Origin of the sequence: Streptomyces venezuelae (genome assembly GCF_008642335.1) — a bacterium.
Taxonomy (GTDB): domain Bacteria; phylum Actinomycetota; class Actinomycetes; order Streptomycetales; family Streptomycetaceae; genus Streptomyces; species Streptomyces venezuelae_F.
Genome location: NZ_CP029191.1, coordinates 46,188 through 71,069, shown reverse-complemented (window position 1 = coordinate 71,069; position 24,882 = coordinate 46,188). Strand labels below are relative to the sequence as shown.

At 73.0% G+C, this 24,882-nt stretch carries 25 protein-coding genes; 16 read left to right on the top strand and 9 right to left on the bottom strand.

Translation table 11 applies throughout. The annotated features are described in order from the left end of the window. Positions 1–85 precede the first annotated feature (85 nt). Positions 86–694, bottom strand: coding sequence for a DsbA family protein (locus DEJ49_RS00325; RefSeq protein ID WP_223832659.1), 609 nt, complete (start codon positions 692–694; stop codon positions 86–88). A gap of 41 nt (positions 695–735) precedes the next feature. After that, positions 736–2,199 carry a protoporphyrinogen oxidase gene (gene hemG / locus DEJ49_RS00320; RefSeq protein ID WP_150181803.1) on the bottom strand — a complete coding sequence of 488 codons (1,464 nt, stop codon included), beginning with the start codon at positions 2,197–2,199 and terminating at the stop codon, positions 736–738. A gap of 210 nt (positions 2,200–2,409) precedes the next feature. On the opposite strand from hemG, the gene DEJ49_RS00315 reads away from it, so the two are divergent. Continuing rightward, entirely contained in the window at positions 2,410–3,186 is a 777-nt protein-coding gene (locus tag DEJ49_RS00315) for an alpha/beta fold hydrolase (RefSeq protein ID WP_150181802.1), read from the top strand. Positions 3,187–3,246: 60 nt separating this feature from the next. Here DEJ49_RS00315 and DEJ49_RS00310 read toward each other — a convergent pair whose 3' ends face one another. From DEJ49_RS00310 to DEJ49_RS00290, 5 genes are all read right to left on the bottom strand, one after another. Continuing rightward, complete coding sequence (locus DEJ49_RS00310) at positions 3,247–4,119, bottom strand: NmrA/HSCARG family protein (RefSeq protein ID WP_150181801.1); 873 nt, start codon at positions 4,117–4,119, stop codon at positions 3,247–3,249. Positions 4,120–4,253: 134 nt separating this feature from the next. After that, a complete protein-coding gene (locus DEJ49_RS00305) occupies positions 4,254–6,032 on the bottom strand; it encodes an FAD-dependent monooxygenase (RefSeq protein WP_150181800.1) in 1,779 nt (592 codons plus the stop codon). 100 nt (positions 6,033–6,132) lie between these two features. Further along, positions 6,133–6,846 (bottom strand): gamma-glutamyl-gamma-aminobutyrate hydrolase family protein, encoded by a 714-nt coding sequence (locus DEJ49_RS00300; RefSeq protein WP_150181799.1) that lies wholly within the window; start codon positions 6,844–6,846, stop codon positions 6,133–6,135. A gap of 12 nt (positions 6,847–6,858) precedes the next feature. Then, a complete protein-coding gene (locus DEJ49_RS00295) occupies positions 6,859–7,176 on the bottom strand; it encodes a Rieske (2Fe-2S) protein (RefSeq protein WP_150181798.1) in 318 nt (105 codons plus the stop codon). 196 nt (positions 7,177–7,372) lie between these two features. Then, complete coding sequence (locus DEJ49_RS00290; RefSeq protein ID WP_150181797.1) at positions 7,373–8,098, bottom strand: SDR family oxidoreductase; 726 nt, start codon at positions 8,096–8,098, stop codon at positions 7,373–7,375. Between the two features lie 331 nt (positions 8,099–8,429). Between DEJ49_RS00290 and DEJ49_RS00285 the strand changes: the two genes are divergently transcribed. From DEJ49_RS00285 to DEJ49_RS00230, 12 genes are all read left to right on the top strand, one after another. Then, a complete protein-coding gene (locus tag DEJ49_RS00285; protein WP_150181796.1) occupies positions 8,430–8,876 on the top strand; it encodes a carboxymuconolactone decarboxylase family protein in 447 nt (148 codons plus the stop codon). Positions 8,877–9,008: 132 nt separating this feature from the next. Next, a complete protein-coding gene (locus tag DEJ49_RS00280) occupies positions 9,009–9,701 on the top strand; it encodes a sulfotransferase family protein (RefSeq protein ID WP_150181795.1) in 693 nt (230 codons plus the stop codon). Positions 9,702–9,979: 278 nt separating this feature from the next. Further along, positions 9,980–11,518: an alpha/beta hydrolase gene (locus tag DEJ49_RS00275; protein WP_150181794.1), complete on the top strand. Its 1,539-nt coding sequence runs from the start codon at positions 9,980–9,982 to the stop codon at positions 11,516–11,518. A 125-nt stretch (positions 11,519–11,643) separates the two neighbouring features. Beyond that, positions 11,644–13,191: an FAD-dependent monooxygenase gene (locus DEJ49_RS00270; RefSeq protein ID WP_150181793.1), complete on the top strand. Its 1,548-nt coding sequence runs from the start codon at positions 11,644–11,646 to the stop codon at positions 13,189–13,191. 2 nt (positions 13,192–13,193) lie between these two features. Then, the gene (locus DEJ49_RS00265) at positions 13,194–14,723 is read left to right on the top strand and encodes an FAD-dependent monooxygenase (RefSeq protein ID WP_150181792.1); all 1,530 of its coding nucleotides are present in this window, start codon (positions 13,194–13,196) and stop codon (positions 14,721–14,723) included. A 48-nt stretch (positions 14,724–14,771) separates the two neighbouring features. Continuing rightward, the gene (gene cysC, locus DEJ49_RS00260) at positions 14,772–15,308 is read left to right on the top strand and encodes an adenylyl-sulfate kinase (protein WP_150181791.1); all 537 of its coding nucleotides are present in this window, start codon (positions 14,772–14,774) and stop codon (positions 15,306–15,308) included. Beyond that, positions 15,305–16,246, top strand: coding sequence for a sulfate adenylyltransferase subunit CysD (cysD, locus tag DEJ49_RS00255; protein WP_150181790.1), 942 nt, complete (start codon positions 15,305–15,307; stop codon positions 16,244–16,246). The genes cysC and cysD overlap by 4 nt, the downstream gene beginning before the upstream one ends. After that, positions 16,246–17,583, top strand: coding sequence for a sulfate adenylyltransferase subunit 1 (locus DEJ49_RS00250; protein ID WP_150181789.1), 1,338 nt, complete (start codon positions 16,246–16,248; stop codon positions 17,581–17,583). Before cysD ends, DEJ49_RS00250 begins: the two co-directional genes overlap by 1 nt. Next, a complete protein-coding gene (locus DEJ49_RS00245) occupies positions 17,571–18,683 on the top strand; it encodes an aliphatic sulfonate ABC transporter substrate-binding protein (RefSeq protein ID WP_150181788.1) in 1,113 nt (370 codons plus the stop codon). Before DEJ49_RS00250 ends, DEJ49_RS00245 begins: the two co-directional genes overlap by 13 nt. A gap of 21 nt (positions 18,684–18,704) precedes the next feature. Next, positions 18,705–19,493 carry an ABC transporter ATP-binding protein gene (locus DEJ49_RS00240; protein WP_150181787.1) on the top strand — a complete coding sequence of 263 codons (789 nt, stop codon included), beginning with the start codon at positions 18,705–18,707 and terminating at the stop codon, positions 19,491–19,493. Beyond that, positions 19,480–20,361, top strand: coding sequence for an ABC transporter permease (locus tag DEJ49_RS00235; RefSeq protein WP_150181786.1), 882 nt, complete (start codon positions 19,480–19,482; stop codon positions 20,359–20,361). Before DEJ49_RS00240 ends, DEJ49_RS00235 begins: the two co-directional genes overlap by 14 nt. A gap of 377 nt (positions 20,362–20,738) precedes the next feature. Continuing rightward, a complete protein-coding gene (locus tag DEJ49_RS00230) occupies positions 20,739–21,614 on the top strand; it encodes a ParB N-terminal domain-containing protein (RefSeq protein WP_411757123.1) in 876 nt (291 codons plus the stop codon). A gap of 30 nt (positions 21,615–21,644) precedes the next feature. Here DEJ49_RS00230 and DEJ49_RS00225 read toward each other — a convergent pair whose 3' ends face one another. Beyond that, positions 21,645–21,866 (bottom strand): DUF6059 family protein, encoded by a 222-nt coding sequence (locus DEJ49_RS00225; RefSeq protein WP_150181784.1) that lies wholly within the window; start codon positions 21,864–21,866, stop codon positions 21,645–21,647. Positions 21,867–22,066: 200 nt separating this feature from the next. Here DEJ49_RS00225 and DEJ49_RS36675 point away from each other — a divergent pair, with 200 nt between their 5' ends. Both DEJ49_RS36675 and DEJ49_RS00220 read left to right on the top strand, forming a co-directional pair. Then, complete coding sequence (locus tag DEJ49_RS36675) at positions 22,067–22,195, top strand: hypothetical protein (protein WP_263398769.1); 129 nt, start codon at positions 22,067–22,069, stop codon at positions 22,193–22,195. Positions 22,196–22,246: 51 nt separating this feature from the next. Next, positions 22,247–22,663 (top strand): pyridoxamine 5'-phosphate oxidase family protein, encoded by a 417-nt coding sequence (locus tag DEJ49_RS00220; RefSeq protein ID WP_150181783.1) that lies wholly within the window; start codon positions 22,247–22,249, stop codon positions 22,661–22,663. A gap of 32 nt (positions 22,664–22,695) precedes the next feature. On the opposite strand, the gene DEJ49_RS00215 is transcribed toward DEJ49_RS00220, so the two are convergent. Further along, positions 22,696–23,163, bottom strand: a complete 468-nt coding sequence (locus DEJ49_RS00215) for a nuclear transport factor 2 family protein (protein WP_150181782.1) — start codon at positions 23,161–23,163, stop codon at positions 22,696–22,698. Between the two features lie 175 nt (positions 23,164–23,338). Between DEJ49_RS00215 and DEJ49_RS00210 the strand changes: the two genes are divergently transcribed. Next, a complete protein-coding gene (locus DEJ49_RS00210; RefSeq protein WP_150181781.1) occupies positions 23,339–24,814 on the top strand; it encodes an FAD-dependent monooxygenase in 1,476 nt (491 codons plus the stop codon). Positions 24,815–24,882 lie beyond the last annotated feature (68 nt).

The following is a 24,882-nucleotide window of genomic DNA, read 5'->3' as shown; positions in this document are numbered from 1 at the left end:
AGTGACCGTGCTGGGTCACATCCTGACGGGGGCGGGCCTGCCGGGTGCGCGGATCGGCGCCATCCGTGTGGCGCGAACCGACCCGTCAGCCGAAGTCCGGCTTGCGGTCCCGGGTGCGCTTGAGCTCGAAGAACCCGTCCGTCGCGGTGACCAGCAGCACCCCGTCCCACAGCCGCGCCGCCGCCTCGCCGCGCGGCACCGGCGTCACCACCGGACCGAAGAACGCGTTGCCGTCCACGGCGATCACCGGCGTGCCCACGTCGTAGCCGACCCGGTCCATGCCGTCGCGGTGCGAGGCGCGCAGCGCCGTGTCGTACTCGGTGGAGTCCATCGCCGCGGCCAGACCCGCGTCCAGCCCGGCCGCGGCGAGCGCCGCCTCCAGGGTGGCCCGGTCCTTGGGCGCCTTCTCGTGGTGGTAGCGCACGCCCAGTTCGGTGTAGAGGCGGCCCAGCACCTCGGGGCCGTACTTCTGCTCGGCGGCCACACACACCCGTACCGGCCCGAAGCCCAGCCCCACCCGGTACTTGTGCGGCACGTCGCGTCCCTCGTTCAGGACCGCCAGGCTCATCACGTGCCAGCGCACCCGGATCGGCCGCAGCCGCTGCACCTCGGTGATCCACCGCGAGGCGATCCACGCCCACGGGCACTGCGGGTCGAACCAGAAGTCGACGGCGCTCACGCTCTGTTCGGACACGCCGGCCTCCCCTCCCTCGGCATCGTGGACGTCCCTCCCGGTCATGCGGGCCCGGCCAGGGCGCCCGCGCGCAGCTCGCCGAGCACCTCCTCGGCGGCCTTGAGGGCGCTTGCCACGCACTGGCCCACCCCGACCCCGTCGTAGGCGGCGCCGCACACCGCGAGGCTGCGCTGGGCGGCGACCCCCTCCCGGATGCGCGCCACCCGCTCCAGGTGCCCCACCGTGTACTGCGGCACTGCCGCCTCCCACCGGCTCACCCGGGAGGCCAGCGGCGGGCCGCCGACCCCGGTGACCTCGGCCAGTTCGGCGGCGGCGAGCGCGACCAGGTCGGCGTCGTCGCGGCCCAGCAGTTCCTCGCCGCCGCTGCCGCCGCCCTGGCAGCGCACGATGTCCACCTCGCCCGCCAGGTGCGGCCACTTCATGGTGGAGAACGTGACGACCTTCATCGCCCGCCCGTCCACGGCCGGCACCCGGTAGCCGCTGTGCCCCAGGGGGCGTACCGCGTCAAGTGCCCTGCGCGGGAAGGCGAGCGTGACGATGACGGACCCGGCGTGGGGGATCCCGGCGAGCGCCGCGGTGGCCCCGCCGGTGCCGGGCAGGCCGGCGAGCAGCGGGCCGGCCTGCGCGGCGGGCACGGCGACGATGACGGCGTCCGCGTCCAGCTGCTCGGGCCCGGCCGCGCCGTCCACGCTCACCCGCCAGCCCTGTCCGCGGCGTTCCAGGCCGCGCACCCGCGTGCCGGTGCGCACGGCCGCGTCCGGCGAGGCGGCGAGCAGCCCGTCGGCGAGGACCCGGGGCAGCGAGCCGAGCCCGCCGGCCAGGGTGGAGATGCCGGTGGTGGGCTCCTGGCCCGGCGGCGGCGGCGCCGGCAGCAGCGCGCCCGCGGCCTCGGCCAGGGAGGCGCGCCGCCGGGCGGCGGTGACCAGCGGGGTGAGGGTGGCCTCGAAGGACAGCTCGTCGGCGCGGCCGAAGTAGGCGTCCGACAGGAAGGGATCCACCAGCCGGTCCACGACCTCGCGGCCGAGGCGCCCGCCCACCACGTCCGCCACCGACCGGTCGCCCTCCCGCCCGGCCCGCGGCAGCGTCAGGTCCTGGCGGGCCCGTGCCACACCCTCCTCGGAGAGGATGCCGGACTTGGCGAGCTCGTCCATGTCGCAGGGCACGCCCATGAACTGACGCTCCAGCGGCGGCCGCAGCTGCCCCCCGCTCCACACCGCCATCGACTTGGTGCCCGCCGCCACCACCCGCTCCTCCAGGCCGGCGGCCTTGAGCAGCCGGGCGGTCTTGGGCCGCCGGGCGTACGTCGACTCCGCGCCCTCGTCGATGACGACGCCCGCCAGCTCGGAGACGGCCAGCTGCCCGCCCAGCCGGTCCGCGCCCTCCAGGACGGTCACCCGCACCGGCTCCTCGCGCAGGAAGAACGCCGCCGCGAGCCCGGCGACGCCGCCCCCGACGACGACGACGTGCGGCGCCGTGCCCGACCGAGCCATTCCGTTGTCCGCCATACGACCTGCTCCTTCGTGGATACGGTGTCGCATCAGTTTTGGAGGGGCGCCGATAGTCCCGGTCGAGCGGGAGTGGATCCCCAATCGCCTGGCAACCGGCCTGATTCCAGGGCGACTTGGGCCCGATTCAGGCTCCACCCGCCATCGACCGGACCGCTGGACATTACCGCTGCGCACAACACACCCCGTGGACCAAAGGAGAGTGGTGGCATGCGGAAGGTCGTTTCCCAGGACGGCACGACGATCGCCTGTCGCAGCACCGGCGACGGCCCGCCGATCGTGCTGATGAACGGCGCGTTCCGCGACCACACCATCTTCGACGCCCTGGTCCCGGAACTGGCGCCGCACTGCACCGTCCACGTCTACGACCGCCGGGGCCGGGGCCAGAGCGGCGACGCCCCGTACTACGCCGTCCAGCGCGAGATCGAGGACCTCGCGGCGGTCATCGACGACGCGGGCGGCCGGGCGGCCGTCTTCGCCGGCTCCACCGGCGCGAACCTCGCCCTGGAAGCGGCCCTGGCCGGCGTGCCGATCACCAGACTCGCCCTGCACGAGCCCTACTTCCGCGTCGCCCCCCACCCCAAGCCGCCCGCCGACTGCATGGACACCCTCAAGACGCTGCTCGCCCAGGACCGGCGCGGGCAGACCGCGGAGTACTGGCTGCGCGAGTTCCTCGGTCTGAGCCCCCAGGTCATCGCCGAGTGGCGCAAGGCACCCCTGTGGGCGACGAACGAGGCCAACGCCCACACCCTGCTGTACGACACGACCATCCTCGGCGACTTCGAGGTGCCCACCGCCCGCCTGGCGGCCCTGCGCACCCCGGCCCTGGTCCTCAACAGCGACGCGACCGGCGACTGGCTGCGCGATGCGGCCCGCGCGACCGCGGCCGCCCTGCCCAGCGGCTGGGGCATGCAGCTGCCCGGCTCCTGGCACCGCATCGACACCGACATCCTGGGCCGCGTCCTGGCCGGCTTCACCACCACCTGAACCCGCCGCCGAGGGCCACGTCCGCCGCGGCGGACGTGGCCCTCAGCCGTCTGCCGGCGCCTACGCCTGGGCCTGGGGAATCGTCCAGTTCTCGCGCAGCCACGCCTCCAGGCCGGTCACGCCGGGGCGCAGGCGGCGCAGTTCGGCCATGTCCGCGCTGTAGCCCTCGGTGTCGAGCCAGTCGAACATCGCGGCCAGGTCCGGGCGGGCCGTGCGCAGCGGCTCGAAGGACTGCTGCTCGTAGCGGACCGGGACGCCCGCCACCCGCGCGAACGCCGCGGCGATCTGCGGTCCCGTCAGCTCGGCACTGGCGATCTCCACCCGCCGGCCCAGCCACGCGTCCGGATCGCTGAAGGCGTCCGCGGCGAACGCCCCGATGTCGCCGGTCGCGATCACCTGCACCGGGACCTCGGGACGCAGCCACAGGCCAAGGACCAGCCCGCCGCCGGCCGGCTTGGGGCCCAGGTCCAGCAGGATGTCGTAGAACATGGTCGGCCGCAGCACCGTCGCCGGCAGCCCGAGCTTGTCGATGTGCTGCTCGATGTTCCACTTGCTGCGGAAGTGCGGGATGACCTCGCAGCGGTCCGCGCCGCCCACCGAGCTGTACACGAAGTGGGCCACGCCGGCCTCGGCGGCGGCGTCCGCCACCGCCCTGCCCTGCCGCTCCTCGGCCTCCACGCCGCCCGGGCCGCGGAACGTCTGGACGCTGAACACGCCCTGGACGCCGCGCATCGCCGCGCGCAGCGACGCCGGATCCTCCAGGTCCCCGCGGACGAGCACCGCACCCGCCGCGGCGAGCGCGCGCGCCGCGGCCGCCCGCGGATCGCGCACCAGCGCGTGCACGACGCGTCCCCGCGCCAGCAGGGCCCGGGCCGTCGCACCCCCCTGCCGGCCGGTTCCGCCCAGCACCAGGACCGTTCCGTCTACCGTCACCGTATTCCTCCGTCGTGAAAGATGGCCGTGCAAGATGGGCCGCGAAAGGTGCCGTGCAACAAAGCCGTGCAATAAAGGGGGGGCGGCCGCCGGTCCGCCGGTGCGGCCGCCCCCCTTCCGCCCGCCCCGGACAGTCAGGAAGCGGAATCCGCGGTGATACGCGGTTCGAGGATGCGGGAGAACGCGTTCGCCAGCAGCTGCGCCGGGTTGTCGGCGGCGCCCATGCTGCGCCAGGCCACGTGGTTGTCCGGGCGCACCAGGACGGCGCCGTCCCCGGCGATCTCACGGACCCGCGCCCAGCCGCCCTCGGCGTCGGCGAACTCTCCGCCCGCGCCGATCCGCACCGACCGGATCGGCAGCGACAGCTTCTCCGCCACCTGCGCGGCCGCCTCCGCCCACGCGCCGCCCCGCTCCCCGGTGATCAGGACGAAGGAGGCCGGGGACCCAGTCAGGTCGTGGGTGGACAGGCGCCGGCCGTCCTGCTCCAGCCAGGCGTGCGGCAGCCGGTGCCCGGGCCGGGTCGTGGGCTGGTACACATCGCGCATCGGCACCCGCGCGGGCGGCTCGCTGCCGTCGGGCACCAGCGCGCCCTGCTCGTAGTGGAAGCCGATCTCGAAGTCGTGCGCCTGGCAGCCGGCCCGGTGGGTGTCCAGGATCTCCGCGGTCCTGGCCCGCACCACCTCACCGATGGGGGACTGCTCGAAGTACGCGGCGAACATCCGCTTGCGGCGCTGGGCGGGGGCATGCGGGCCCAGGCCCACCGTGTCCAGGACCGCCTGGTGGTGGGAGGCCGCCGAGACCGCCCAGTCGACGTTGAGCCGGCACACCGGCTGCCGCTCGGCCTCGTAGGTGTCAAGGAGGGTGTCGTCGGCGCGGCCGTCGAGGACCGCGGCCAGCTTCCACGCCAGGTTGTGGGCGTCCTGGATGCCGGAGTTCAGGCCCAGGCCCACGGTGGGCGGCTGGCGGTGCGCGGAGTCGCCGGCCAGCAGCACCCGCCCCTTGCGGTAGCGCTCGGCGACCAGCGCCTGCACCGTCCAGTTCGTCACGTGGTGCAGGGTCAGCTCCAGCTCGGGCAGGCCGAGCAGCTGCCGGACCCGGGCCACCACCGCCTCCTCGTCGAGGCGGTCGGCGTCCATCGGCGGGAAGTGCAGCACCCACTCCTCGCAGGCCTTGCCCCAGCTGGGCCCCATCTCGATGAGGTTGCTGCACAGGTCCGGGTCGTCGGCGTGCAGGAAGTGGGTCAGCAGGGTGCCCTCCTGCCACCACTGCGACAGGTCCGCGGTGAAGTACGCGGTGGTCACGTCGAGGAGTGCGGGCACGCCGCGCATCTCGATGCCCAGGGCGCTGCCGACCGTGCGGCCGCCGTCGGCGCCGATCATGTAGCGGGCGGTGACCGTCGTCGTCTCGCCGGTGGCCCGCTCGCGGATCTCGGCGACCACCCGGTCGCCCTCGTCGGTGAAGCCGGTCATCTCGTGGCCGAACAGGATGCGCCCGGGGCGGCGCTGTTCGGCGGTGGCGCGCAGGATCGGCTCCAGGCGGACCTGCGGCAGCTTGACCGGCAGGACGGGCCCGGCGGCCGCGTACCGCTCGCGCAGCGAGCCGCCGCCGAAGGCGTCGATCTCGTGGATGTGCCGCGCGTCCAGCGGGCCCTCGCCGGCCAGCGAGGTCAGCCAGCGCAGCTTGCCGAACAGTTCCAGGGGCGCGCCCTGCTCCACCATCGGCGCGTCGAGCCCGTGCTGGCGGAAGATCTCCATCGTGCGCTGGTTGAGGTAGTGCGCCTTGGGCACGTGCGCGGTGTCCGCGTGCCGTTCGACGAGCAGGTGGTCCACACCGTGATCGGACAGGAAGTTGGAGGCGGCAAGACCGCATCCGCCGCCGCCCACGATAAGAACCGGAACCTCGACTGTTCCCATTTTCGTCCTTCCGGAAGGTGACAGTCCCACGCTCACGGAAACTGCCGAATGTGCCGGGATTGAAGGTGCGTTGAGCTGTCTCGGGCTGCTGGTACGTGTCTCACCGGCGCCGTGCGGCGTCTGCCAGGGCGCGGTGCAGCCGGTCGTCCTCGGTCTGTCCCGCCTCCCACTGCACGCCCAGCGCGAAGGGGTGGCCCACCGCCTCGACCGCCTCGACGACGCCGTCGGGCGTGCGGGCGGTGGCGGTCAGGTTCTCGCCGATACGGTCCACGGCCTGGTGGTGGTGGCAGGCGGTCTTGGGGGTGTCGTCGCCGAAGACCCGCGCGATATGGCTGCCGGACCGCAGGTCCAGGACGTGCCGGCCGAACTCGAAGCCGGGGCCCGGCGGGCGGTGCCCGTCGGATCCGGTGACCTCCGGCAGATGCTGGTGCAGGGTGCCCCCGCAGCCCACGTTGAGCAGCTGCATGCCGCGGCAGATGGCCAGCAAAGGCAGCCCGCCCGACAGCGCCGCCCCGATCAGAGCGAGTTCGGCGCGGTCCAGCTCGGTGCTCGCGACCCGCGTCAGCGGGTGGCGCTCCTGCCCGTACAGCGCCGGATCGACGTCCGGGCCGCCCGGCACGAGCAGCCCCTGCAGACCGTCGAGCAGCTGCTCGACGCCGGGCCGCACCGGCAGCACCACCGGGACGCAGCCCGCCGCGGCCAGGAAGTCCACATGCGACTGGAGCGAGAGGCTGACCACCATGTCGGTGCCCTGCAGGGTGACCGGGACCGTCCGCGCGGTGATCCCGACCACCGGCCGCTTCGCTGCGTTCATCTCCACCTGCCCCTAGTCCTCGGCGCCCGGCGCCACGTAGACGAAGCCGTCCTCGACCTTCACCCGGTAGGTGGCGATCGGCCGGGTCGCCGGCGGATTGACGGGCTGCCCGGTGCGCAGGTCGAAGCACGAGCCGTGCAGCCAGCACTCGATGGTGGTGCCGTAGACCTCGCCCTCGGCGAGGGAGACCTCGGCGTGCGAGCACAGGTCGCTGACCGCGTACACGGTCTCGTCCCTGCGCACCAGTGCGACCGGGGCGTCCTCGACCTCCACCGCGATCGCGCCGCCGGCCGGGATCTTGTCCACCGGACAAACCTTGATGAAGCTCATCGCTCCCGCTCTCCTCCACAGTCAGGGGCCCGGAATCAGGGACTGGATCCAGGGGGCCGGCATCGGGGGCCGGTCCGGTGTCCGCCGGATCTCCACGCGCCGGGCCACACGTTCCGCCGGGGCTCTTGAGGATGACCCGAGCTCAGGACGAGGTTCATCGGAGCCCCCGCCCTTGCCCCCGCGCCGTGCCCGGCCGCTACCAGGGCACCGGGCCGTCCTCCGACAGCGAGGCCCCCGTGGGCCCCGCCGCGTCGAGCAGCGCGAGCCGCACCGCGATCACGGCGCCCTGGGCGGGCGTGCGCTGCCCGCGGTGGCCGTTGATGTCGGTGGCCACCACACCCGGGTGGGCCGCGTTCACCTTGATCGGGGTGTCCCGCAGCTCCTTGGCGTAGGCCAGGGTCAGCGCGTTCAGCGCGGTCTTGGAGGACTGGTAGGCGAGCATGTTGACGTGCGCCATGGGGGAGGCCGGGTCGGCGTTGAGGGCCAGCGACCCCAGGTGGCTGGACATGTTGACGATGCGCCCGGCCGGCGAGCGGCGCAGCAGCGGCAGCATCGCGTTGGTCACCGTGACCACGCCGAACACGTTGGTCTCGTACACCTCCCGCAGATCGCCCGCGGCCGCCTGGCTGGGCGCGCCGGTGAACCGCCCGGCGATCCCCGCGTTGTTGACCAGGATGTCCAGGCGGCCGTAGCGCCGCTCGATGAGGGCGGCGGCCTCGGCCACACAGGCCGCGTCGCACACGTCGACGCGCAGCGGCACCGCGGTGATGCCGCGGTCCGCGAGCACGGCGCTCGCCTGCTTGCCGCGCACCTCGTCCCTGGCGCCGACCAGGACGACGGCTCCCCGCTCGCCCAGCTGCCGTGCGGTCTCCTGCCCGATGCCCTTGTTGGCGCCGGTGACGAGCGCGATCTTCTCAGGCACGTCCGTGGTCCCTTCTGTCCGTCGGAAAAGGGGGAGGGGAGGGGGATGGGTCACGCGCTGTGAACCCACCGAAGCGTCACACAGTTCGCCCGGCGCGCCCGAGGCCCCCGTGAACGCCGCGGATGTTCAACTGCGGCGACCGCGCGGTCGAACACCGCCCGCACGGCGCCCTGTTCGCCGGGCACTTGCACCAACACACACGGCGGCGGCAGCCTGGTGGACCGGCACTCGCCGCTGCCCGCCCCCGCCCTGCCCGTCCGCCCCCGCGCGCCTGCCGCCGGGCGGCGCCGCAGCGGCGCCGGCGCGGGCCCGACTCACAGGAGACGCCCCGATGCCACCGCGGATGAACAACCCTTCGCTGGTCGTGCCCGACGCCCTGCAGCCCCTGCTCGACCTGACCAAAGTCATCGGCAGGGTCGGGGTCCCGCAGCGCACGCTCGACCTCATCCGGCTGCGGGTGAGCCAGATCAACGGCCGCATCTACACGATCCCCGACGACCTGGGGCAGGCCGCCGAGGCCGACGCCCGCCTGCCCCAGGTCGCCGAGTGGCGCGAGGCGACCTGCTTCACCCCCGCCGAGCGCGCCGCCCTGGCGCTGGCCGAGGACGCCACCGAACTCAGCGGCCGCGAGGACGCGGTGCCCGACGAGGTCTGGCAGGACGCGGCCGGCCACTACACCGAGGAGGAACTGGCCTCCCTGGTCATCCACATCGGCCTGGTCAACTGCTGGAACCGCATCAACGTCGCCACCCGCCAGGTGCCCGCGGCCTGGCGCTGAGCGCCCGCCGCGCCCCGGCCCGTGCGGCGCGCCGTACGCCTGTCACATCCGCGCGCCGCCGGGCGTCATAGCAGTGACGACCGGGACCCCACGCACCACCTGACCACCCAGCCGCAGGGAAGGAACCGCCCCGTGTTGAAGCTCATCAACGCCGGTCTCGGCAGGACCGGGACCACGTCACTGCAGGTGGCGCTGGAACAGCTCGGTTACGGCCCCTGCTACCACATGTTCGACATCGTCGGCGACGAGAAGCGCCTGGAGCAGTGGGAGCGCATCATCTGCGAGGGGCAGCAGCCCGACTGGGACGCGGTGTTCGAGGGCTACACCTCCGCGGTGGACGGCCCGCCCTCCTTCTACTACGACCAGATCATCAAGGCCTTCCCCGAGGCCAAGGTCGTCCTGACGGTGCGCGACGCGGACGGCTGGTACCAGAGCACGTACAACACGCTGTACCAGTTCGTCCTGAAGAACAAGGAGACCCCGCCCGAGCAGGGCAGCCGCCAGGCCCGCGTCTTCCGCATGACCAACGTCATGACCTGGGAGGGGCTGTTCGAGGGGCGGTTCTCCGACAAGGACCACGCCATCGAGGTCTACCACCGCCGCAACCAGGAGATCATCGACGCGGTCCCCGCCGACAACCTCCTGGTCTACGACGTCACCAAGGGCTGGGAGCCGCTGTGCGCGTTCCTGGGCACCGACACGCCCACCACGCCGTTCCCGCACGCCAACACCACCGCGAACATGCGGGAGCGGATGCAGCAGATGGCCGCGGGTGGCCCGCCCGCCCCCGGCAGCGCACCCGCTTTTGGCGGCGGACCGCGATAACACCACCCGCACCTTTTTCCTTTTCCCCGCGGACAGCCCATGACCGGCTGGCCGCGGGGCTTTTTCGTATCCAGTAAACAAGTCGCGCTGTTCCCGCCCGATACCGCCGTTCCAGCCCCGCTCGACCGCCCGTCATTGTTCAACCGCAGTTGTTTTCACGCCACTTCCCGCAGCCGATAGTCTCGCGCCGCCCCCAGGACCCGCCCGAGAAAATCGGCTTCGCCGGCCTGCCCGCACAACCCGGCCCGGCGGCGTATCTGCCTCAAGAAGGGGATTACGTGAGGAAGTTACTGGCAATTACGGCGGCGGCCGCCACCGCCCTGGCGGGAACGGTCGCCGCGGCGCCGGCGAAAGCCGCACCCGAGCGCCCGGCGTCCACCGTCTCCTGGTCGCCCTGCCCGGACAACGACCCCGTCGTCGGCGCCCTGCTCAAGGGCCTGGAGTGCGGCACGCTCGCCGTCCCGCTCGACCACACCAGGCCGACCGGCCGCACCATCGACCTGGCACTGACCCGCGCCCGGCACACCGCACCCGAGGACCGCTACCAGGGCATCGTGCTGCTCAACCGCGGCCAGTGGCCCGGCCAGTTCGGCCGCGACCTGCCCACCCGGTTCGCCAAGGGCACCTCCGGCCTGTCCCCGGCCGTCGGCGCCACCTACGACTGGATCGGCTTCGACCCGCGCGGCACCGGCGCCAGCGAACCGCGGATCACCTGCGCGCCCGACTACGTCTGGCCCGGCAGGGCCCGCGCCGACCTGGTGCCCCGCACCGCCGCCGACGAACGCGCCTGGCGCACCCGGGCCCGCGACTTCGCCGCGAGCTGCGGCCGCGCCCACGGCGACACCCTGAACTTCCTCAGCACCAAGGACAGCGCCCGCGACCTGGACCTCATCCGTCAGGCGCTCGGCGAGGAGCAACTGACCTACTTCGGCTGGGACTACGGCACCTACCTCGGCTCGGTCTACGCCTCGATGTACCCCCACCGGGTGCGCCGCATGGTCCTGGACACCGTGATGCTGCCCGGCAAGGGCTGGTACAAGAACGTCCTCGCCCAGAACGCCACCTTCGAACAGAGCGCCCAGAACTACTTCTCCTGGGTCGCCCGCAACGACGCGACCTACCACCTGGGCACCACCCGCGCCGCCGTCGAGGCCGCGTACTACCAAGGCATGGCCAAGCTGCGCACGGCACCCGTCGACGGAAAGATCGGCCCGGCCGAGTACACCGAGGTCTTCCTCATCGACCTCTACCGCCGCTCCGCCTGGAGCGGCCACACCAAGGCGCTGGCCGACTGGGTGCTGCGCGAGGACGCCACCGGGCTCAGGTCCGCCTTCAACGAGCCCGGCTACCCGACCCAGAACAAGCAGGCCATGTACAGCGCGGTGCAGTGCACCGACTCGCCCTGGCCTCGGAACTGGCAGCGCTGGCACCGCGATTACACCCGCGACTACCGCGCCGGCAACACCTTCCTGACCTGGTTCAACGCCTGGTACAACGCGCCGTGCGCGTACTGGCCCGCGCCCGCGGGCACCCCGCAGAAGGTCGGCGCCAAGGACGTGAACGTCCTGGTCGTGCAGGGCGAGCACGTCGCCGGATCCCCACTGGCGGGCGCCCACGACATGCACCGCAGGTTCCCCGGCTCCCGGCTCCTTGTGGAGCAGGGCGGCTACGAACACGAGACGTCGCTGTCCCGCAACGCCAACACCTGCGTCAACACGGTGGTCGACGCCTACCTGAAGGACGGCAGCCGCCCGGCCGCGCGCAAGGGCGCCGACGCCACCTGCCAGGCGCCCGCGCCGCCGCAGCCCGCCCCGTAAAACCCGCACACATGGCAGAAACAGATTCCGCCCGCCTCGTTCAACCGCGGGAAATCACCGGTTGAACATGCTGATGTGTAGTTTGACATCGACGATTCCTCAGCCGCCCGCGTGGAAGGTCAACAATGGAAACTGGCGTAATAATTGTCGGTGCCGGTCCCGTCGGATTGATGCTGGCCTGTGAACTCCACCTGGGCGGTGTGAATGTCACCGTCTTCGACAAACTCCCCGCCCCCTCCGGGGAATCCCGCGCGCTCGGCTTCAACCGGCGCGCGGCGGAAACACTCGACCAGCGCGGACTCCTCACCGGGCTCGGCCGGTTCCGGTGGGGGCCGATGGGCCACTTCGGCGGCGTCCGGTTCGATCTCGGCATGCTGGAGGAGGACCACAGCGGCGTCCTGGGCCTCTCCCAGGCCCGCACCGAGGCGATGCTGGCCGCCCGCCTCGCCGAGCTCGGGGTGCCGGTGCGCCGCGGGCTCGAGGTCACCGGCGTGCGCGAGGAGAGCGACGGCGTCGTCGTCACCTGCCAGGGACCCGCAGGCGCCGGCGAGCACCGCGCCCGCTACGTGGTGGGCTGCGACGGACCGCACAGCACCGTCCGCACCGCCGCCGGCATCCCCGCCCGCCACTGGGAGGCCACCCGCGGCATGTACACCGCGGAGCTCACCGGCATCACGCTGCGCCCCCGTCCCATCGGGGAGCGCCTGCCCGGTGGCCACATGGTGGTGTGCACCCCGCTGGGCGAGGGCCGCTGCCGCATCGTCATCCACGACAAGGACCTGCCCCCGCACCAGGACCCCGCCAAGCTGACGTTCCCTCAAGTGGCAGACGCCTGGCAGAAGTTGACCGGCGAGGACATCCGTCACGCGAGCGCGCAGTGGATGTGGGCCTGCGACAACGCGGCCGCCCTGGCCACCGAGTACCGGCGCGGCCGGGTGCTGCTGGCGGGCGATGCCGCCCACGCCATGCCGCCGCTGGCCGCCTGGAGCCTGAGCGCCGGGCTGCAGGACGCGGCGAACCTGGGCTGGAAACTGGCCGCCCACCTCGCAGGCCGGGCCCCCGAGCACCTCCTGGACACCTACCACGCCGAACGCCACCCGGTCGGCGAGCAGTTGATCCGCAACGCGCAGGCGGCGTCGATGCTCTACCTCGGCGACGCCGACATGGACCCGCTGCGCGGCGTGCTGGGCGAGCTGGTGGCGCACAAGGAGGCCGCCGGGCAGCTGGCCGGCATCGTGAGCGGGCTGGGCATCGGCTACGACCTGGGGCCGGGGGAGCACCCCCTGCTGGGCCGGCGCATGCCCCCGCACAAGGAACTGACCCGCCCCGACGGCACCCGCACCCGGGTGGCGGAGCTGCTGCACGCCGCGCGCGGCGTACTGATCACCACCGACGGCGCGGACGGCAAGACGGCCGAGATCGCCCAGGACTGGGCGGCGAGCGTCGACGTCGTCACCGGCACCTGGACCCCCGACGCCCCCGACGCCCCCGGTTCGACCGGCCCGGCCCCGGTGGCGGTCCTCATCCGCCCCGACGGCTACGTCGCCTGGACCGCGCCGGGCAGCGACCGCGACCTGGCCGACGCCCTGGCCCACTGGTTCGGCACCCCCGGCACGCCCGGCACCCCAGGGGCCCCCGGCACTCCCGGCGCCCTCCACCGAACAGGAGCGTGAGCATGAGCACGAGCACGAGCACGAGAAGGGACGTGATAGTCGTCGGCGCGGGCCCGGTCGGGCTGATGATGGCCGGCGAGCTGCGCCTGGCCGGCGCCGACGTCGTCGTCTACGAGAAGCTGCCCGCCCCGGCCCGCGAGTCCCGCGGCGCCAGCCTCACCCGCCGCGCCGTGGAGAGCTTCGACCAGCGCGGACTGCTCGCCCGGCTCGGCGCCACGGAGCCGGCCGACGCCCACTTCGGCGGGGTGCCCATCGACCTGGGCCCGCTGGAGGAGGACCACAGCGGCGCCCGCGGCGTCTCGCAGTCCCGCACCGAGCGGATGCTTGAGGAGTGGGCGGGCGGACTCGGGGTGACCGTCCGCCGCGGCCATGAGGTCACCGGCCTCGACCAGCACCCCGACGGCGTCGAGGTGACCTTCGACGGGCCCGAGGGGGCGGGCCGGGACCGGGCCCGCTACCTGGTCGGCTGCGACGGCGGCCGCAGCACCGTCCGCAAGCTGGCCGGCATCGACTTCCCCGGACCCGAGCCCACCCGCGGCTTCTACACCGCCGATGTGACCGGTATCGAGACCCGCCGCCGGCGCATCGGGGAGAACCTCCCCGACGGCAGCATGATCATGGCGATGGACCTGGAGAACGGCGTCACCCGCGTCGTCGCCTACGAGCGGGGCACGCGCCCCAAGGACCGCGAGGCCCTCACGTACGGCGAACTCGCCGACGCCTGGCAGCGGCTGACCGGCGAGTCCATCCACCACGGGCAGTGCCGCTGGATCAGCTGCTTCACCGACGCCTCCCGGGTGGCCGCCGACTACCGGCGCGGCCGGATCTTCCTGGCGGGCGATGCCACCCACGTCCAGCCGCCGGCGATGGCGCAGGGGCTGAGCGTGGGCGTGCAGGACGCGGTGAACCTCGGCTGGAAACTGGCCGCGGTCCTCGCCGGCCGCGCCCCCGACACGCTCCTGGACACCTACCACGCCGAGCGCCACCCGATCGGGGAGCAGCTGGCGCGCAACGCCCGCGCCGCCATCGAACTGCGCCTGACCGGGCAGGAGATGGCGCCGCTGCGCGAGGTGCTCGGCGAGGTCCTCACCCACAAGGACGCGGCCACCCATCTGGCGGGCGTCCTCAGCGGCCTGGGCATCCGCTACGACATGGGGCCGGGGGACCACCCCCTGCTGGGCCGGCGCATGCCCCCCGCCCTGGAACTGACCCGCCCCGACGGCACCCGCACCCGGGTGGCGGAGCTGCTGCATCCCGCGCGCGGCGTCCTGATCGCCACCGACGGCGCGGACGGCACCGGCTCCAAGGCCGCCCAGCTCGCCCAGGACTGGACCGCCGGCGTCGACATCGTCACCGGCACCTGGACCCCCGAAGCCACCGGCCCCGCCGGCCCGGCCGCCCAGGCCCCGCAGGCCGTCCTCATCCGGCCCGACGGCTACGTCGCCTGGACCGCGCCCGGCAGCGACAGCGACCTCACCGACGCCCTGACCCGCTGGTTCGGCGCCCCGCGCCCGCCCGCCCGGCCGCTCTGAGACCCGCGCCCCGCACCGCCGCCACCCCCCGACCCCCAGGAGATGCCCGTGACGCCCGGAGTCACCGTCTGGCTCACCGGCCTGCCCAGCGCCGGCAAGACCACCATCGCCTACGAGCTGGCCGCCCGGCTCCGCGCGGACGGGCACCGCGTGGAGGTCCTGGACGGCGACGAGATCCGCGAGGCGCTCTCGGCCGGCCTCGGCTTCTCCCGCGCCGACCGCGACACCAACGTGCAGCGCATCGGCTACGTCGCCGAACTCCTGGCCCGCAACGGCATCCTGGCGCTGGCCCCGGTCATCGCGCCGTACACCGACAGCCGCGAAGCGGTCCGCAAACGCCACGACAGCAACCGCACCCCCTACCTCGAAGTGCACGTCGCCACCCCGCTGGAGGTGTGCAGCGCACGCGACGTGAAGGGCCTGTACGCCAAGCAGGCCGCCGGACAGCTGACGGGCCTGACCGGCGTGGACGACCCCTACGAGGAGCCGACCGCCCCGGACCTGCGCATCGAGTCGCAGCACCAGAGCGTGGCGCAGTCCGCCGCCGCGGTGCACGCCCTGCTCACCGAAAGGGGACTGGTATGACACCGACCCTGGGTGCGGTGACGGCCGGCGGCGGCCAGAGCCCCTACGCCCTCTCGCACCCCGACGTGCTGGAGTCGGAGGCGGTGCACATCCTGCGCGAGGTGGCGGGCGAGTTCGACAACCCGGTGCTGCTGTTCTCCGGCGGCAAGGACTCCATCGTCATGCTGCACCTGGCACTGAAGGCGTTCACACCGGCGCCGGTGCCCTTCGCGCTGCTGCACGTGGACACCGGCCACAACTTCCCCGAAGTCCTCGCCTTCCGCGACCGGGTGGTCGCCGAGCACGGGCTGCGCCTGCACGTCGCCTCCGTGCAGGACTACATCGACCGCGGCATCCTCAAGGAGCGCCCCGACGGCACCCGCAACCCGCTGCAGACCCGCCCGCTGACCGACACCATCCAACGCGAGCGGTTCGACGCGGTGTTCGGCGGCGGGCGCCGCGACGAGGAAAAAGCCCGCGCCAAGGAACGCGTGTTCTCCCTGCGCGACGAGTTCTCCCAGTGGGACCCGCGCCGCCAGCGCCCCGAGCTGTGGAACCTGTACAACGGCCGCCACCTGCCCCGCGAGCACGTGCGCGTCTTCCCGCTGTCCAACTGGACCGAGCTGGACGTGTGGCAGTACATCGCCCGCGAACGCATCGAGCTGCCGAGCATCTACTTCGCCCACGAACGCGAGGTGTTCGAGCGCCACCACATGTGGCTGACCGCCGGGTCCTGGGGCGGCCCGGCACCGGGGGAGCGCACCGAGAAGCGCCGGGTGCGCTACCGCACCGTCGGCGACATGTCCTGCACCGGCGCGGTGGACTCCGACGCCGACACCATCGACAAGGTCATCACGGAGATCGCCGCGTCCCGCCTCACCGAACGCGGCGCCACCCGCGCCGACGACAAGCTCTCCGAGGCCGCGATGGAAGACCGCAAGCGCGAGGGGTACTTCTGATGAGCCATCTGAGCGACACCGCCGCCGACACACTGCGCTTTGCCACCGCCGGCTCCGTCGACGACGGCAAGTCCACCCTGGTGGGACGGCTGTTGCACGACTCCAAGTCGGTCCTGGCCGACCAGCTGGAAGCCGTCGCCCACGCCTCCCGCAACCGCGGGCAGGCCACCCCCGACCTGGCGCTGCTCACCGACGGCCTGCGCGCCGAACGCGAACAGGGCATCACCATCGACGTCGCCTACCGCTACTTCGCCACCCCCCGGCGCCGCTTCATCCTCGCCGACACCCCCGGCCACGTGCAGTACACCCGCAACATGGTCACCGGCGCCTCCACCGCCGAACTCACGATCATCCTGGTCGACGCCCGCAACGGCGTCGTCGAACAGACCCGCCGCCACACCGCCATCGCCGCCCTGCTGCGCGTCCCGCAGATCGTCCTGGCGGTCAACAAGATGGACCTCGTCGGCCACCGGGAAGCGGTCTTCGCGGAGATCGCCGAGGAGTACACGGCCTACGTCAAGGAGCTGGGCGGCCCGCAGGTCACCGTCATCCCGATCTCCGCGCTGGCCGGCGACAACGTCGTGGACACCTCCGCGCACATGGACTGGTACGGCGGCCCCACCGTCCTGGAACACCTGGAGAGCGTGCCCGTCGGCGACCTGATGGCGCCGCGCGCCGCCCGCCTTCCCGTGCAGTACGTCATCCGCCCGCAGAGCCCTGAGCGCCCCGACTACCGCGGCTACGCCGGCCGCATCGCCGAGGGCACCTTCCGCACCGGCCAGCAGGTGCGCGTGCTGCCCTCGGGCCGCACCACCACCATCGCCGCCATCGAACGCCTGGGCCGCACCGTCGAGACGGCCGGGGCCCTGCAGTCGGTGACCGTGCTGCTGAGCGACGACCTCGACGTCTCCCGCGGCGACCTGATCGTGCCGGCCGACGAGGCGCCGGCCACCACCCGCGAGGTGGCGGCGACCGTCTGCCACGTCGCCGACCAGCCGCTCACCGTCGGCCGGCGGGTGCTGCTCAAACACGGCACCCGCACCGTCAAGGCCCTGGTCACCGACATCCCCTCCCGCCTCACCCTGGAGGACCTCTCGCCCTACCCGCACCCGGGCCGGCTAGCCGCCAACGACATCGGGCAGGTGCGCCTGCGCACCGCCGAACCGCTGCCCCTGGACAGCTACGCCCACTCCCGGCGCACCGGCTCCTTCATCCTCATCGACCCGGCCGACGGCACCACCCTGACCGCGGGCATGGTCGGCGAAGCCTTCGCCCTGCCGGACCCGGCCACCCACCCGGCCACCGACCCCGCTCAGGACGACGCATGGGACTTCTGAGACGGCGCGCCGTACCCGCCCTGCTGGCCGCCCTGCTGCTGTGGGCGCCCGCGGGCTGCGGCTACGGCTCGCAGGCCAAGGACAAGGACACCGCGCCGATCGCCGCCGGCGCACACAAGATCGACGGCCTGGACTCGGTGCGCATCGGCTACTTCGCCAACCTCACCCACGCCACCGCCCTGGTCGGCAACCGGCAGGGCTTCTTCCAAAAGGCGCTGGGCGCCACCCGGGCGACGTACGCCACCTTCAACGCGGGCCCCTCCGAGATCGAGGCGCTCAACGCGGGCTCGATCGACATCGGCTGGATCGGCCCGTCCCCGGCGATCAACGGGTTCACCAAGTCGGGCGGCACGAACCTGCGCATCATCGGCGGCTCCGCCTCCGGCGGCGTGAAACTCGTCGTGAACCCGAAGAAGATCAAGACCCTGGACGACGTCAAGGGCAAGAAGATCGCCACCCCGCAGCTGGGCAACACCCAGGACGTCGCCTTCCTCAACTGGGCGGCCGGCAGGGGCTGGCAGGTCGACGCGCCCAGCGGCAAGGGCGAGGTGACCGTGGTGCGCAGCGACAACAAGGTCACCCCCGACGCCTACAAGTCCGGCTCCCTCGACGGCGCGTGGGTGCCCGAGCCCACCGCCTCCAAGATCGTCGCCCTGGGCGGCAAGGTCCTGCTGGACGAGAAGACGCTGTGGCCCGGCGGCTCCTTCGTCATCACCAACATCATCGTCTCCCAGAAGTTCCTCGCCCGGCACCCCCGGGTCGTCGAGGCGGTGCTGACGGCGTCGGTGGCCACCAACCGGTGGATCAAGGACCATCCCGGCCGCGCCCGGCAGGCCGCCAACCAACAGCTGGCCGCCGACGCCGGCAAGGCCCTGCCCCGCCGGGTCCTGGACCCGGCCTGGCAGTCCATCGACTTCACCGACGACCCGCTGGCCGCCACCTTGCGCACCGAGGCCGCCCACGCCGTGCGGGCCGGCCTGCTGCAGCACCCCGACCTGTCCGGCATCTACGACCTCGCCCCGCTCAACAAGGTCCTGAAAGCCGCCGGGCAGCGCCCGGTGGACGACGCCGGCCTCGGCGTCCGCCGACCCCCTCGATGAATTTCCCCGGAGGTGACGACCATGACCGCGACCCTCGACAAGGCCGCCGACGCCGCCGCGACGGCCCGCCACGCCGCCCGCCTGGAGCACGTCTCCAAGTCGTTCCCGGGCCCCGCCGGGCCCCAGCTCGTCCTGGACGACATCAGCCTGGCCGTCGCCCCCGGCGAGTTCGTCACCCTGCTCGGGGCCTCCGGCTGCGGCAAGTCCACCCTGCTCAACCTCGTCGCCGGCCTGGACGAGCCCACCACCGGCGAGATCACCACCGACGGCCGGCCCGCCCTGATGTTCCAGGAACACGCCCTGTTCCCCTGGCTGAGCGCCGGCAAGAACATCGAACTCGCCCTGAAACTGCGCGGCATCGCCCCTGAGCGGCGCCGCGAACGCGCCGAGGAACTCCTGGCCCTGGTCCGCCTCAAGGGCGCCCACGGCAAGCGGGTGCACGAACTGTCCGGCGGCATGCGCCAGCGGGTCGCCCTGGCCCGCGCGCTGGCCCAGGAGAGCCGCCTGCTGCTCATGGACGAGCCCTTCGCCGCGCTGGACGCCATCACCCGCGACGTGCTGCACGACGAACTGACCCGCATCTGGAGCGAGACGAAACTCTCCGTCCTGTTCGTCACCCACAACGTGCGCGAGGCCGCCCGCCTGGCCCAGCGCGTGATCCTGCTGTCCTCCCGCCCCGGGCGCATCGCCCGCGAATGGGCCGTGGACATCCCCCAGCCGCGCCGCATCGAGGACAGCGCCGTCGCCGAACTCTCCATCGAGATCACCGAACAGCTGCGGGGGGAGATCCGCCGACATGGCCAGTACTGACACCAGCGTCCCCAAGGACGGCAACGACCTCGCCGGCCTGGACGCCCTGGAAACCCCCCAGCAGATCCGCAGGCCCCTCACCCTCACCCTCAAGGAGAAGGTCGCCCCGCCCGCCCTCGCCATCGCACTGGTCCTCGCCCTGTGGCAGGGCCTCGTCTCCTTCCACATCGTCGACGACCCCGGCAGGCTCCCGTCCCCCGGCGCCGTGTGGAACGTGGCCCACCAGGCCTGGCTGGAGGGCGAACTCCTCGGCTACATCTGGACGTCCGTCTCGCGCGGCCTGTCCGGGTTCCTGCTCGCCCTGCTCATCGGCACCCCGCTGGGCCTGCTCGTGGCCCGCCTGAGATTCCTGCGCGCGGCGATCGGCCCGATCCTGTCCGGCCTGCAGTCCCTGCCCTCGGTGGCCTGGGTGCCGCCCGCGGTGATCTGGCTGGGCCTGAACAACTCCATGATGTACGCGGTGATCCTGCTCGGCGCGGTCCCCTCCATCGCCAACGGCCTGGTCTCCGGCGTCGACCAGGTGCCGCCGCTGTTCCTGCGGGCCGGCCGCACCATGGGCGCCACCGGCCTCAAGGGCACCTGGCACGTGGTGCTGCCCGCCGCCCTGCCCGGCTACGTCGCCGGCCTCAAACAGGGCTGGGCCTTCGCCTGGCGCTCCCTGATGGCCGCCGAGATCATCGCGTCCTTCCCCGACCTCGGCCTGGGCCTGGGCCAGCTCCTGGAGAACGGCCGCAACGCCAGCGACATGGCCATGGTCTTCGAGGCCATCCTGCTGATCCTGCTGGTCGGCATCGCCATCGACCTGCTCGTCTTCAGCCCCCTGGAACGCTGGGTCCTGCGCAGCCGCGGCCTGCTCGTACGCCGCTGAAACCTGCCCCCGGCCACAGTCCGACGACCATCGACCCACCCTCTACTGCGGCTAGAGAAACCGCTGCGACGCTCATCCGGAATGCAGCAGAAAGGGCACACCGGATGGCTTTCAAAGACGGGCGGGCTACGGTGATCGCAGGCAGTTCTAGTTCCACCGCAATACGGTGCGGAGAACCGGAGACCGGTGAAGGAACCGGCCCCAAAAACGGCCCCAAAAACGGCCCCCAAATCGGCCCCCAGAACATCGAGAACACACCGGCACAGGAACTCCCGGTCCATGCGCTGTCGCCCGGACTGCACCTGCGCCGGGGCGGAATCAACGCCGCCTATCTCCAATTGCTCGTCGAAGCCCCGGGCCGCTCCCAATTGCCGCCCGTGCTCGTCCAGAAAGACGGCTGGCGGATCATCGACGGACTCCACAGACTGGAGGCCGCGAAACTCTGCGGCGACCACAGCATCACCGCACGGCTCGTCGAATGCACCGACGCCGAAGCCCTCGTACTCGCCATGAAAGCCAATACCTCCCACGGACTCCCGCTGTCGCGGGCCGACCGTATGGCCGGCGCCGAACGCGTCCTGCTCGCCCACCCCGAATGGTCCGACCGCGCCATCGCCAGCGTCACCGGGCTCAGCGCCAAGACCATCGCGGCGCTGCGCGAACGCTCCGCGTGCGCCACCCCGCCCGGCGGCCAACGCCTGGGCCTGGACGGCAAACTGCGCGCGGTCAGCGCCGGCGAGGGCCGCCGCCGCGCCGCCGCCTACATCCACGCCCACCCCGAGGCCACCCTGCGCGAGGTCGCCCGGGAGACCGAGGTGTCCCTGGGCACCGTCCACGACGTCAGCGCCCGCCTGCGCCGCGGAATCAGCCCGGAACGCGACGGCCTGCGCGGCGCCGGGGCCCGCCTGACCCTGCACCCGGCCGAACGGCCCGCCGACCCCCCGCCCGCCCCGCCCGCGGCCGCCGAGGACCTGCCGGCCCGCCGCCCCGCCACCGTCCCGGCCGAGGCGCCCCCGGCCTGGGAGACCGTCGCCGCCAAGGTCGCCAACGACCCGTGCATCCGCTACACCGCGGGCGGCAAGGAGTTCCTGCAGTGGATGGCGCTGCACGCCAGCGACCCCGACGGCTGGCGCGAGCTCGTCGGCGCCGTCCCCGCGCACTGGGTCGGCGTCATCGCGCCCATCGCGGAGAGCGTCGGCAAGGAGTGGAGCCTGTTCGCCGAACGGCTGCGCAACCGCCAGGAAGCCGTCTGACCTCCCGTGCCACGCACCCCCGGCCGCCCCTCAGGGGCCGGTCTCCAGCTGCCGGTTGAGGGCGCGCTCCACCGGGCTCAGGGCCACCTCCGGGCACAGCCGCTCCGGATGGCCCGCCGGCGGCCCGCCGCGCCGCGGCGCGGCCGGCGGGGCCAGGTCCTCGGCGGGCCGCGCCACCGAGACGTAGATCGCGCCGTACGCCTGCAGGGCCGCGTACACCTCGCGCCACACACGCCTGATCAGGCCGGCCATGGGTCTTCCTCCAACGGGGTGGGGGCCGCGGGGCGGCGGGGGCTCGGGGTGCGCCGGGAGCCGTCACTGTGCGGGCCGGTGGTCGAGGCGGACTCGAGCCGCCCCTCCGCCCGGCCTCGAGAGCGCCTTGCCACCGTGGGCGGGTGGAGCAAGCCGGCTCCGCAGCCTGGCAGGGCGCACGGTCGCGAAAGGACAGGCCCATGGACGAGGCCGAACGTGAGCGGCAGACACGCGGTGCCGAGGGGGCCGCACCGGTGCTCCGGCTGGCCGGGGTGGACGAGGAGGAGGACGATCCCGCGGAAGGCAACGTGGTCCGCGGGATCGACTGACCGGGTGCCGGGGCGCGTTGCGCCGGTGAGACGAACAAGGAGTCCCAGACGATGACGCTCTCCCCGCAGCGCGCCGGCGCGACGGCGCTGTCCCCGGCGGCACGCCGGTTCCTCGCCGCGCCGCACACCGGCGTGCTGAGCACGCTGCGGCCCGACGGCTCGCCCCACCTCACCCCGGTGCGCTTCACCTTCGACGCCCCGGCCGGCCTGGCCCGCGTCCTGACCGTGAACACGACCCGCAAGGTCAAGAACGTGCTGGCCAGCCCGCACGCGCGCGTCGCGCTGTGCCAGGTGGACGGCTTCGCCTGGGTGTCCCTGGAGGGCACCGCCCGCGTCCTGGACGCCCCCGAACGCGTCGCCGAAGGGGTCCGCCGCTACACCGAGCGCTACTTCTCCGGCCCGCCCCACCCGCCCGGCCGCGTCGTCGTGGAGATCGCCGTCGACCGGGTGCTGAGCCTCAACTGCTGAGAGCCCGCCCGCCGCCCGCCCGCTCGGCGCCATCAGCCGCGGGCGCCGGGCGGCACCCCGTCCACCCAGATCAGCCCGAACGAGAGCCGCGTCAGGCGCCAGCCGTCCGGGGTGCGGCGGGCCGCGCCGGTCACCGAGGTGCCGGTGGTGAACAACTCCGGGCCCGGGCCGCCGGGATGGTGCACGTGCGTGGACAGCAGATTGGCGCGCAGGCTCGCCCCGGCACCGGTCAGCTCCACCACCGCGGGCGAATTCAGGTGCTGGGTGCGCGCGAAATTCTCCAGCGCGGCCCGGTGCCACCGGGCAAGCCCGGTTATTCCCTCGTGCCGGCTCAACGGGAAAGCGACCACCGCGTCCTCGGTGAACAAGGTGCGCGCCCACGCGTCGTCGAGTTCTTCGGTGTCCAACGCCAGGAGATAACGGTCAAGAAGACCGCTCACCGTAAAGGCGTCCACCACGGCCGTGTCCGGAGTGACGGATTCAGCTTCAGTCGAGGTCATGCTTGAGAATGGGCCCACAAACCCGCTGTCACCAACCCCGCCTGTCAAAGATCTGACGTTGTCCGCACGTTTCTGTAGTGGACTGCAAAAGCTGTGTACCGGCGTCCCTTTACCGGCCGCTCGGGCGCTGTCCATACTCGTAAAACATCAACCACACGACGGCGGATGGGCGACGATGGACAATTATGACGCGGACGTGATCATCGTAGGTGCAGGACCCACCGGCCTTATGTTCGCCGGTGAGTTGGGGCTGCACGGCATTTCCGTTCTCGTGCTCGACAGGCTCGCCGAACCGATGCGCCAGTCACGCGCCCTCGGCTTCTCCGCGCGCACCATCGAGGAATTCGCACAGCGCGGACTGCTCGCCCGCCTCGGCGAGGTCGACACCATCCCCGCCGGGCACTTCGGCGGCGTACCGCTCGACTACCAGGTCATCAGCGGCGGTTCCTACGGCGCACGCGGCATCCCCCAGTCCCGCACCGAGGCGATGCTGGCCGGCCACGCCACCGAGCAGGGCGCCCGCATCCGCCGCGGGGTGGAGGTCACCGGCCTGACCCAGGACGCGGACGGGGTGACCCTGCAGACCGGCGGCACCGGCGCCGAAGCCGCGGGCGAAGAGCTGCGCGCCCGGTACGTGATCGGCTGCGACGGCGCCCGCAGCAAGGTCCGTACCGCCGCCGGCATCGGCTTCCCCGGCACCGAACCGGCCATCGAGCTGCGCTTCGCCGACATCGCCGGGGTGCGGCTGCGGCCCCGCTTCGCCGGGGAGCGGGTGCCCGGCGGCATGATCATGGTGCTGCCGCTGGGCCCGGACCGCTGCCGCATCATCTACTACGACCGCGGCGAGCCGCTGCGCCGCAGCACCGAGCCGATCACCTTCGACGAGGTCGCCGACACCTTCCAGAAGCTGTCGGGCGAGGACATCCACGCCGCCACCCCGCTGTGGGTGAGCTCGACCACCGACGTGAGCCGGCAGGCCGACCGCTACCGCAGCGGACGGGTCTTCCTGGCGGGCGACGCCGCACACATCCACCTGCCCATCGGCGCCCAGGGCATGAGCGCCGGCGTGCAGGACGCGGTCAACCTCGGCTGGAAACTCGCCCTCGTCCTCAAGGGCCTGGCCCCCGACGCCCTCCTGGACACCTACCACACCGAGCGCCACCCGGTCGGCGCCCGCATCCTGACCAACACCCTGGCCCAGCGCATCCTCTACCTCGGCGGCGAGGAGATCACCCCGCTGCTCGACGTGTTCACCGAACTCACCCGGTACGAGTCGGTCCAGCGCCACCTGGTCGGCATGGTCACCGGCCTCGACATCCGCCACGACGTCGGCACGGGGAGCCACCCGCTGCTCGGCCGGCGCCTGGAGGACGGCGACCTCACCTGCGAGGGCCGGCCCACCAGCGTCCACGCCCTGCTGCACACCGGCCGCGGCGTGCTCCTGGACCTCGGCGGCGACAGCACCCCGACCACCGCCGCCAAGGCCTGGTCGGACCGCGTCGACCTCGTCACCGCCCGGCCCGGCCCCGGCCTGCCCGCCGCCGACGCGATCCTGCTGCGCCCCGACGGCTACATCGCCTGGATCGCCCCCGACCCGGACGCGAGCCCCCTGCCCGACGCCCTGGAGCGCTGGTTCGGCCCCGCCGCCTGACCGCCACCGCCCGACCGCGCCCGCGCCCCGACCGGGCCCCGCCGCGCGCGCAGCCATCCCTGACAGCC

Excerpts from the sequence above, each read along its gene's own strand:
- hemG (WP_150181803.1), bottom strand. The coding sequence starts at position 2,199 with ATGGCGGACAACGGAATGGCTCGGTCGGGCACGGCGCCGCACGTCGTC.
- DEJ49_RS00315 (WP_150181802.1), top strand. The coding sequence starts at position 2,410 with ATGCGGAAGGTCGTTTCCCAGGACGGCACGACGATCGCCTGTCGCAGC.
- DEJ49_RS00305 (WP_150181800.1), bottom strand. The coding sequence starts at position 6,032 with ATGGGAACAGTCGAGGTTCCGGTTCTTATCGTGGGCGGCGGCGGATGC.
- DEJ49_RS00300 (WP_150181799.1), bottom strand. The coding sequence starts at position 6,846 with ATGAACGCAGCGAAGCGGCCGGTGGTCGGGATCACCGCGCGGACGGTC.
- DEJ49_RS00295 (WP_150181798.1), bottom strand. The coding sequence starts at position 7,176 with ATGAGCTTCATCAAGGTTTGTCCGGTGGACAAGATCCCGGCCGGCGGC.
- DEJ49_RS00285 (WP_150181796.1), top strand. The coding sequence starts at position 8,430 with ATGCCACCGCGGATGAACAACCCTTCGCTGGTCGTGCCCGACGCCCTG.
- DEJ49_RS00270 (WP_150181793.1), top strand. The coding sequence starts at position 11,644 with ATGGAAACTGGCGTAATAATTGTCGGTGCCGGTCCCGTCGGATTGATG.
- DEJ49_RS00265 (WP_150181792.1), top strand. The coding sequence starts at position 13,194 with ATGAGCACGAGCACGAGCACGAGAAGGGACGTGATAGTCGTCGGCGCG.
- cysD (WP_150181790.1), top strand. The coding sequence starts at position 15,305 with ATGACACCGACCCTGGGTGCGGTGACGGCCGGCGGCGGCCAGAGCCCC.
- DEJ49_RS00250 (WP_150181789.1), top strand. The coding sequence starts at position 16,246 with ATGAGCCATCTGAGCGACACCGCCGCCGACACACTGCGCTTTGCCACC.
- DEJ49_RS00245 (WP_150181788.1), top strand. The coding sequence starts at position 17,571 with ATGGGACTTCTGAGACGGCGCGCCGTACCCGCCCTGCTGGCCGCCCTG.
- DEJ49_RS00240 (WP_150181787.1), top strand. The coding sequence starts at position 18,705 with ATGACCGCGACCCTCGACAAGGCCGCCGACGCCGCCGCGACGGCCCGC.
- DEJ49_RS00235 (WP_150181786.1), top strand. The coding sequence starts at position 19,480 with ATGGCCAGTACTGACACCAGCGTCCCCAAGGACGGCAACGACCTCGCC.
- DEJ49_RS00225 (WP_150181784.1), bottom strand. The coding sequence starts at position 21,866 with ATGGCCGGCCTGATCAGGCGTGTGTGGCGCGAGGTGTACGCGGCCCTG.
- DEJ49_RS36675 (WP_263398769.1), top strand. The coding sequence starts at position 22,067 with ATGGACGAGGCCGAACGTGAGCGGCAGACACGCGGTGCCGAGGGGGCC.
- DEJ49_RS00220 (WP_150181783.1), top strand. The coding sequence starts at position 22,247 with ATGACGCTCTCCCCGCAGCGCGCCGGCGCGACGGCGCTGTCCCCGGCG.
- DEJ49_RS00215 (WP_150181782.1), bottom strand. The coding sequence starts at position 23,163 with ATGACCTCGACTGAAGCTGAATCCGTCACTCCGGACACGGCCGTGGTG.
- DEJ49_RS00210 (WP_150181781.1), top strand. The coding sequence starts at position 23,339 with ATGGACAATTATGACGCGGACGTGATCATCGTAGGTGCAGGACCCACC.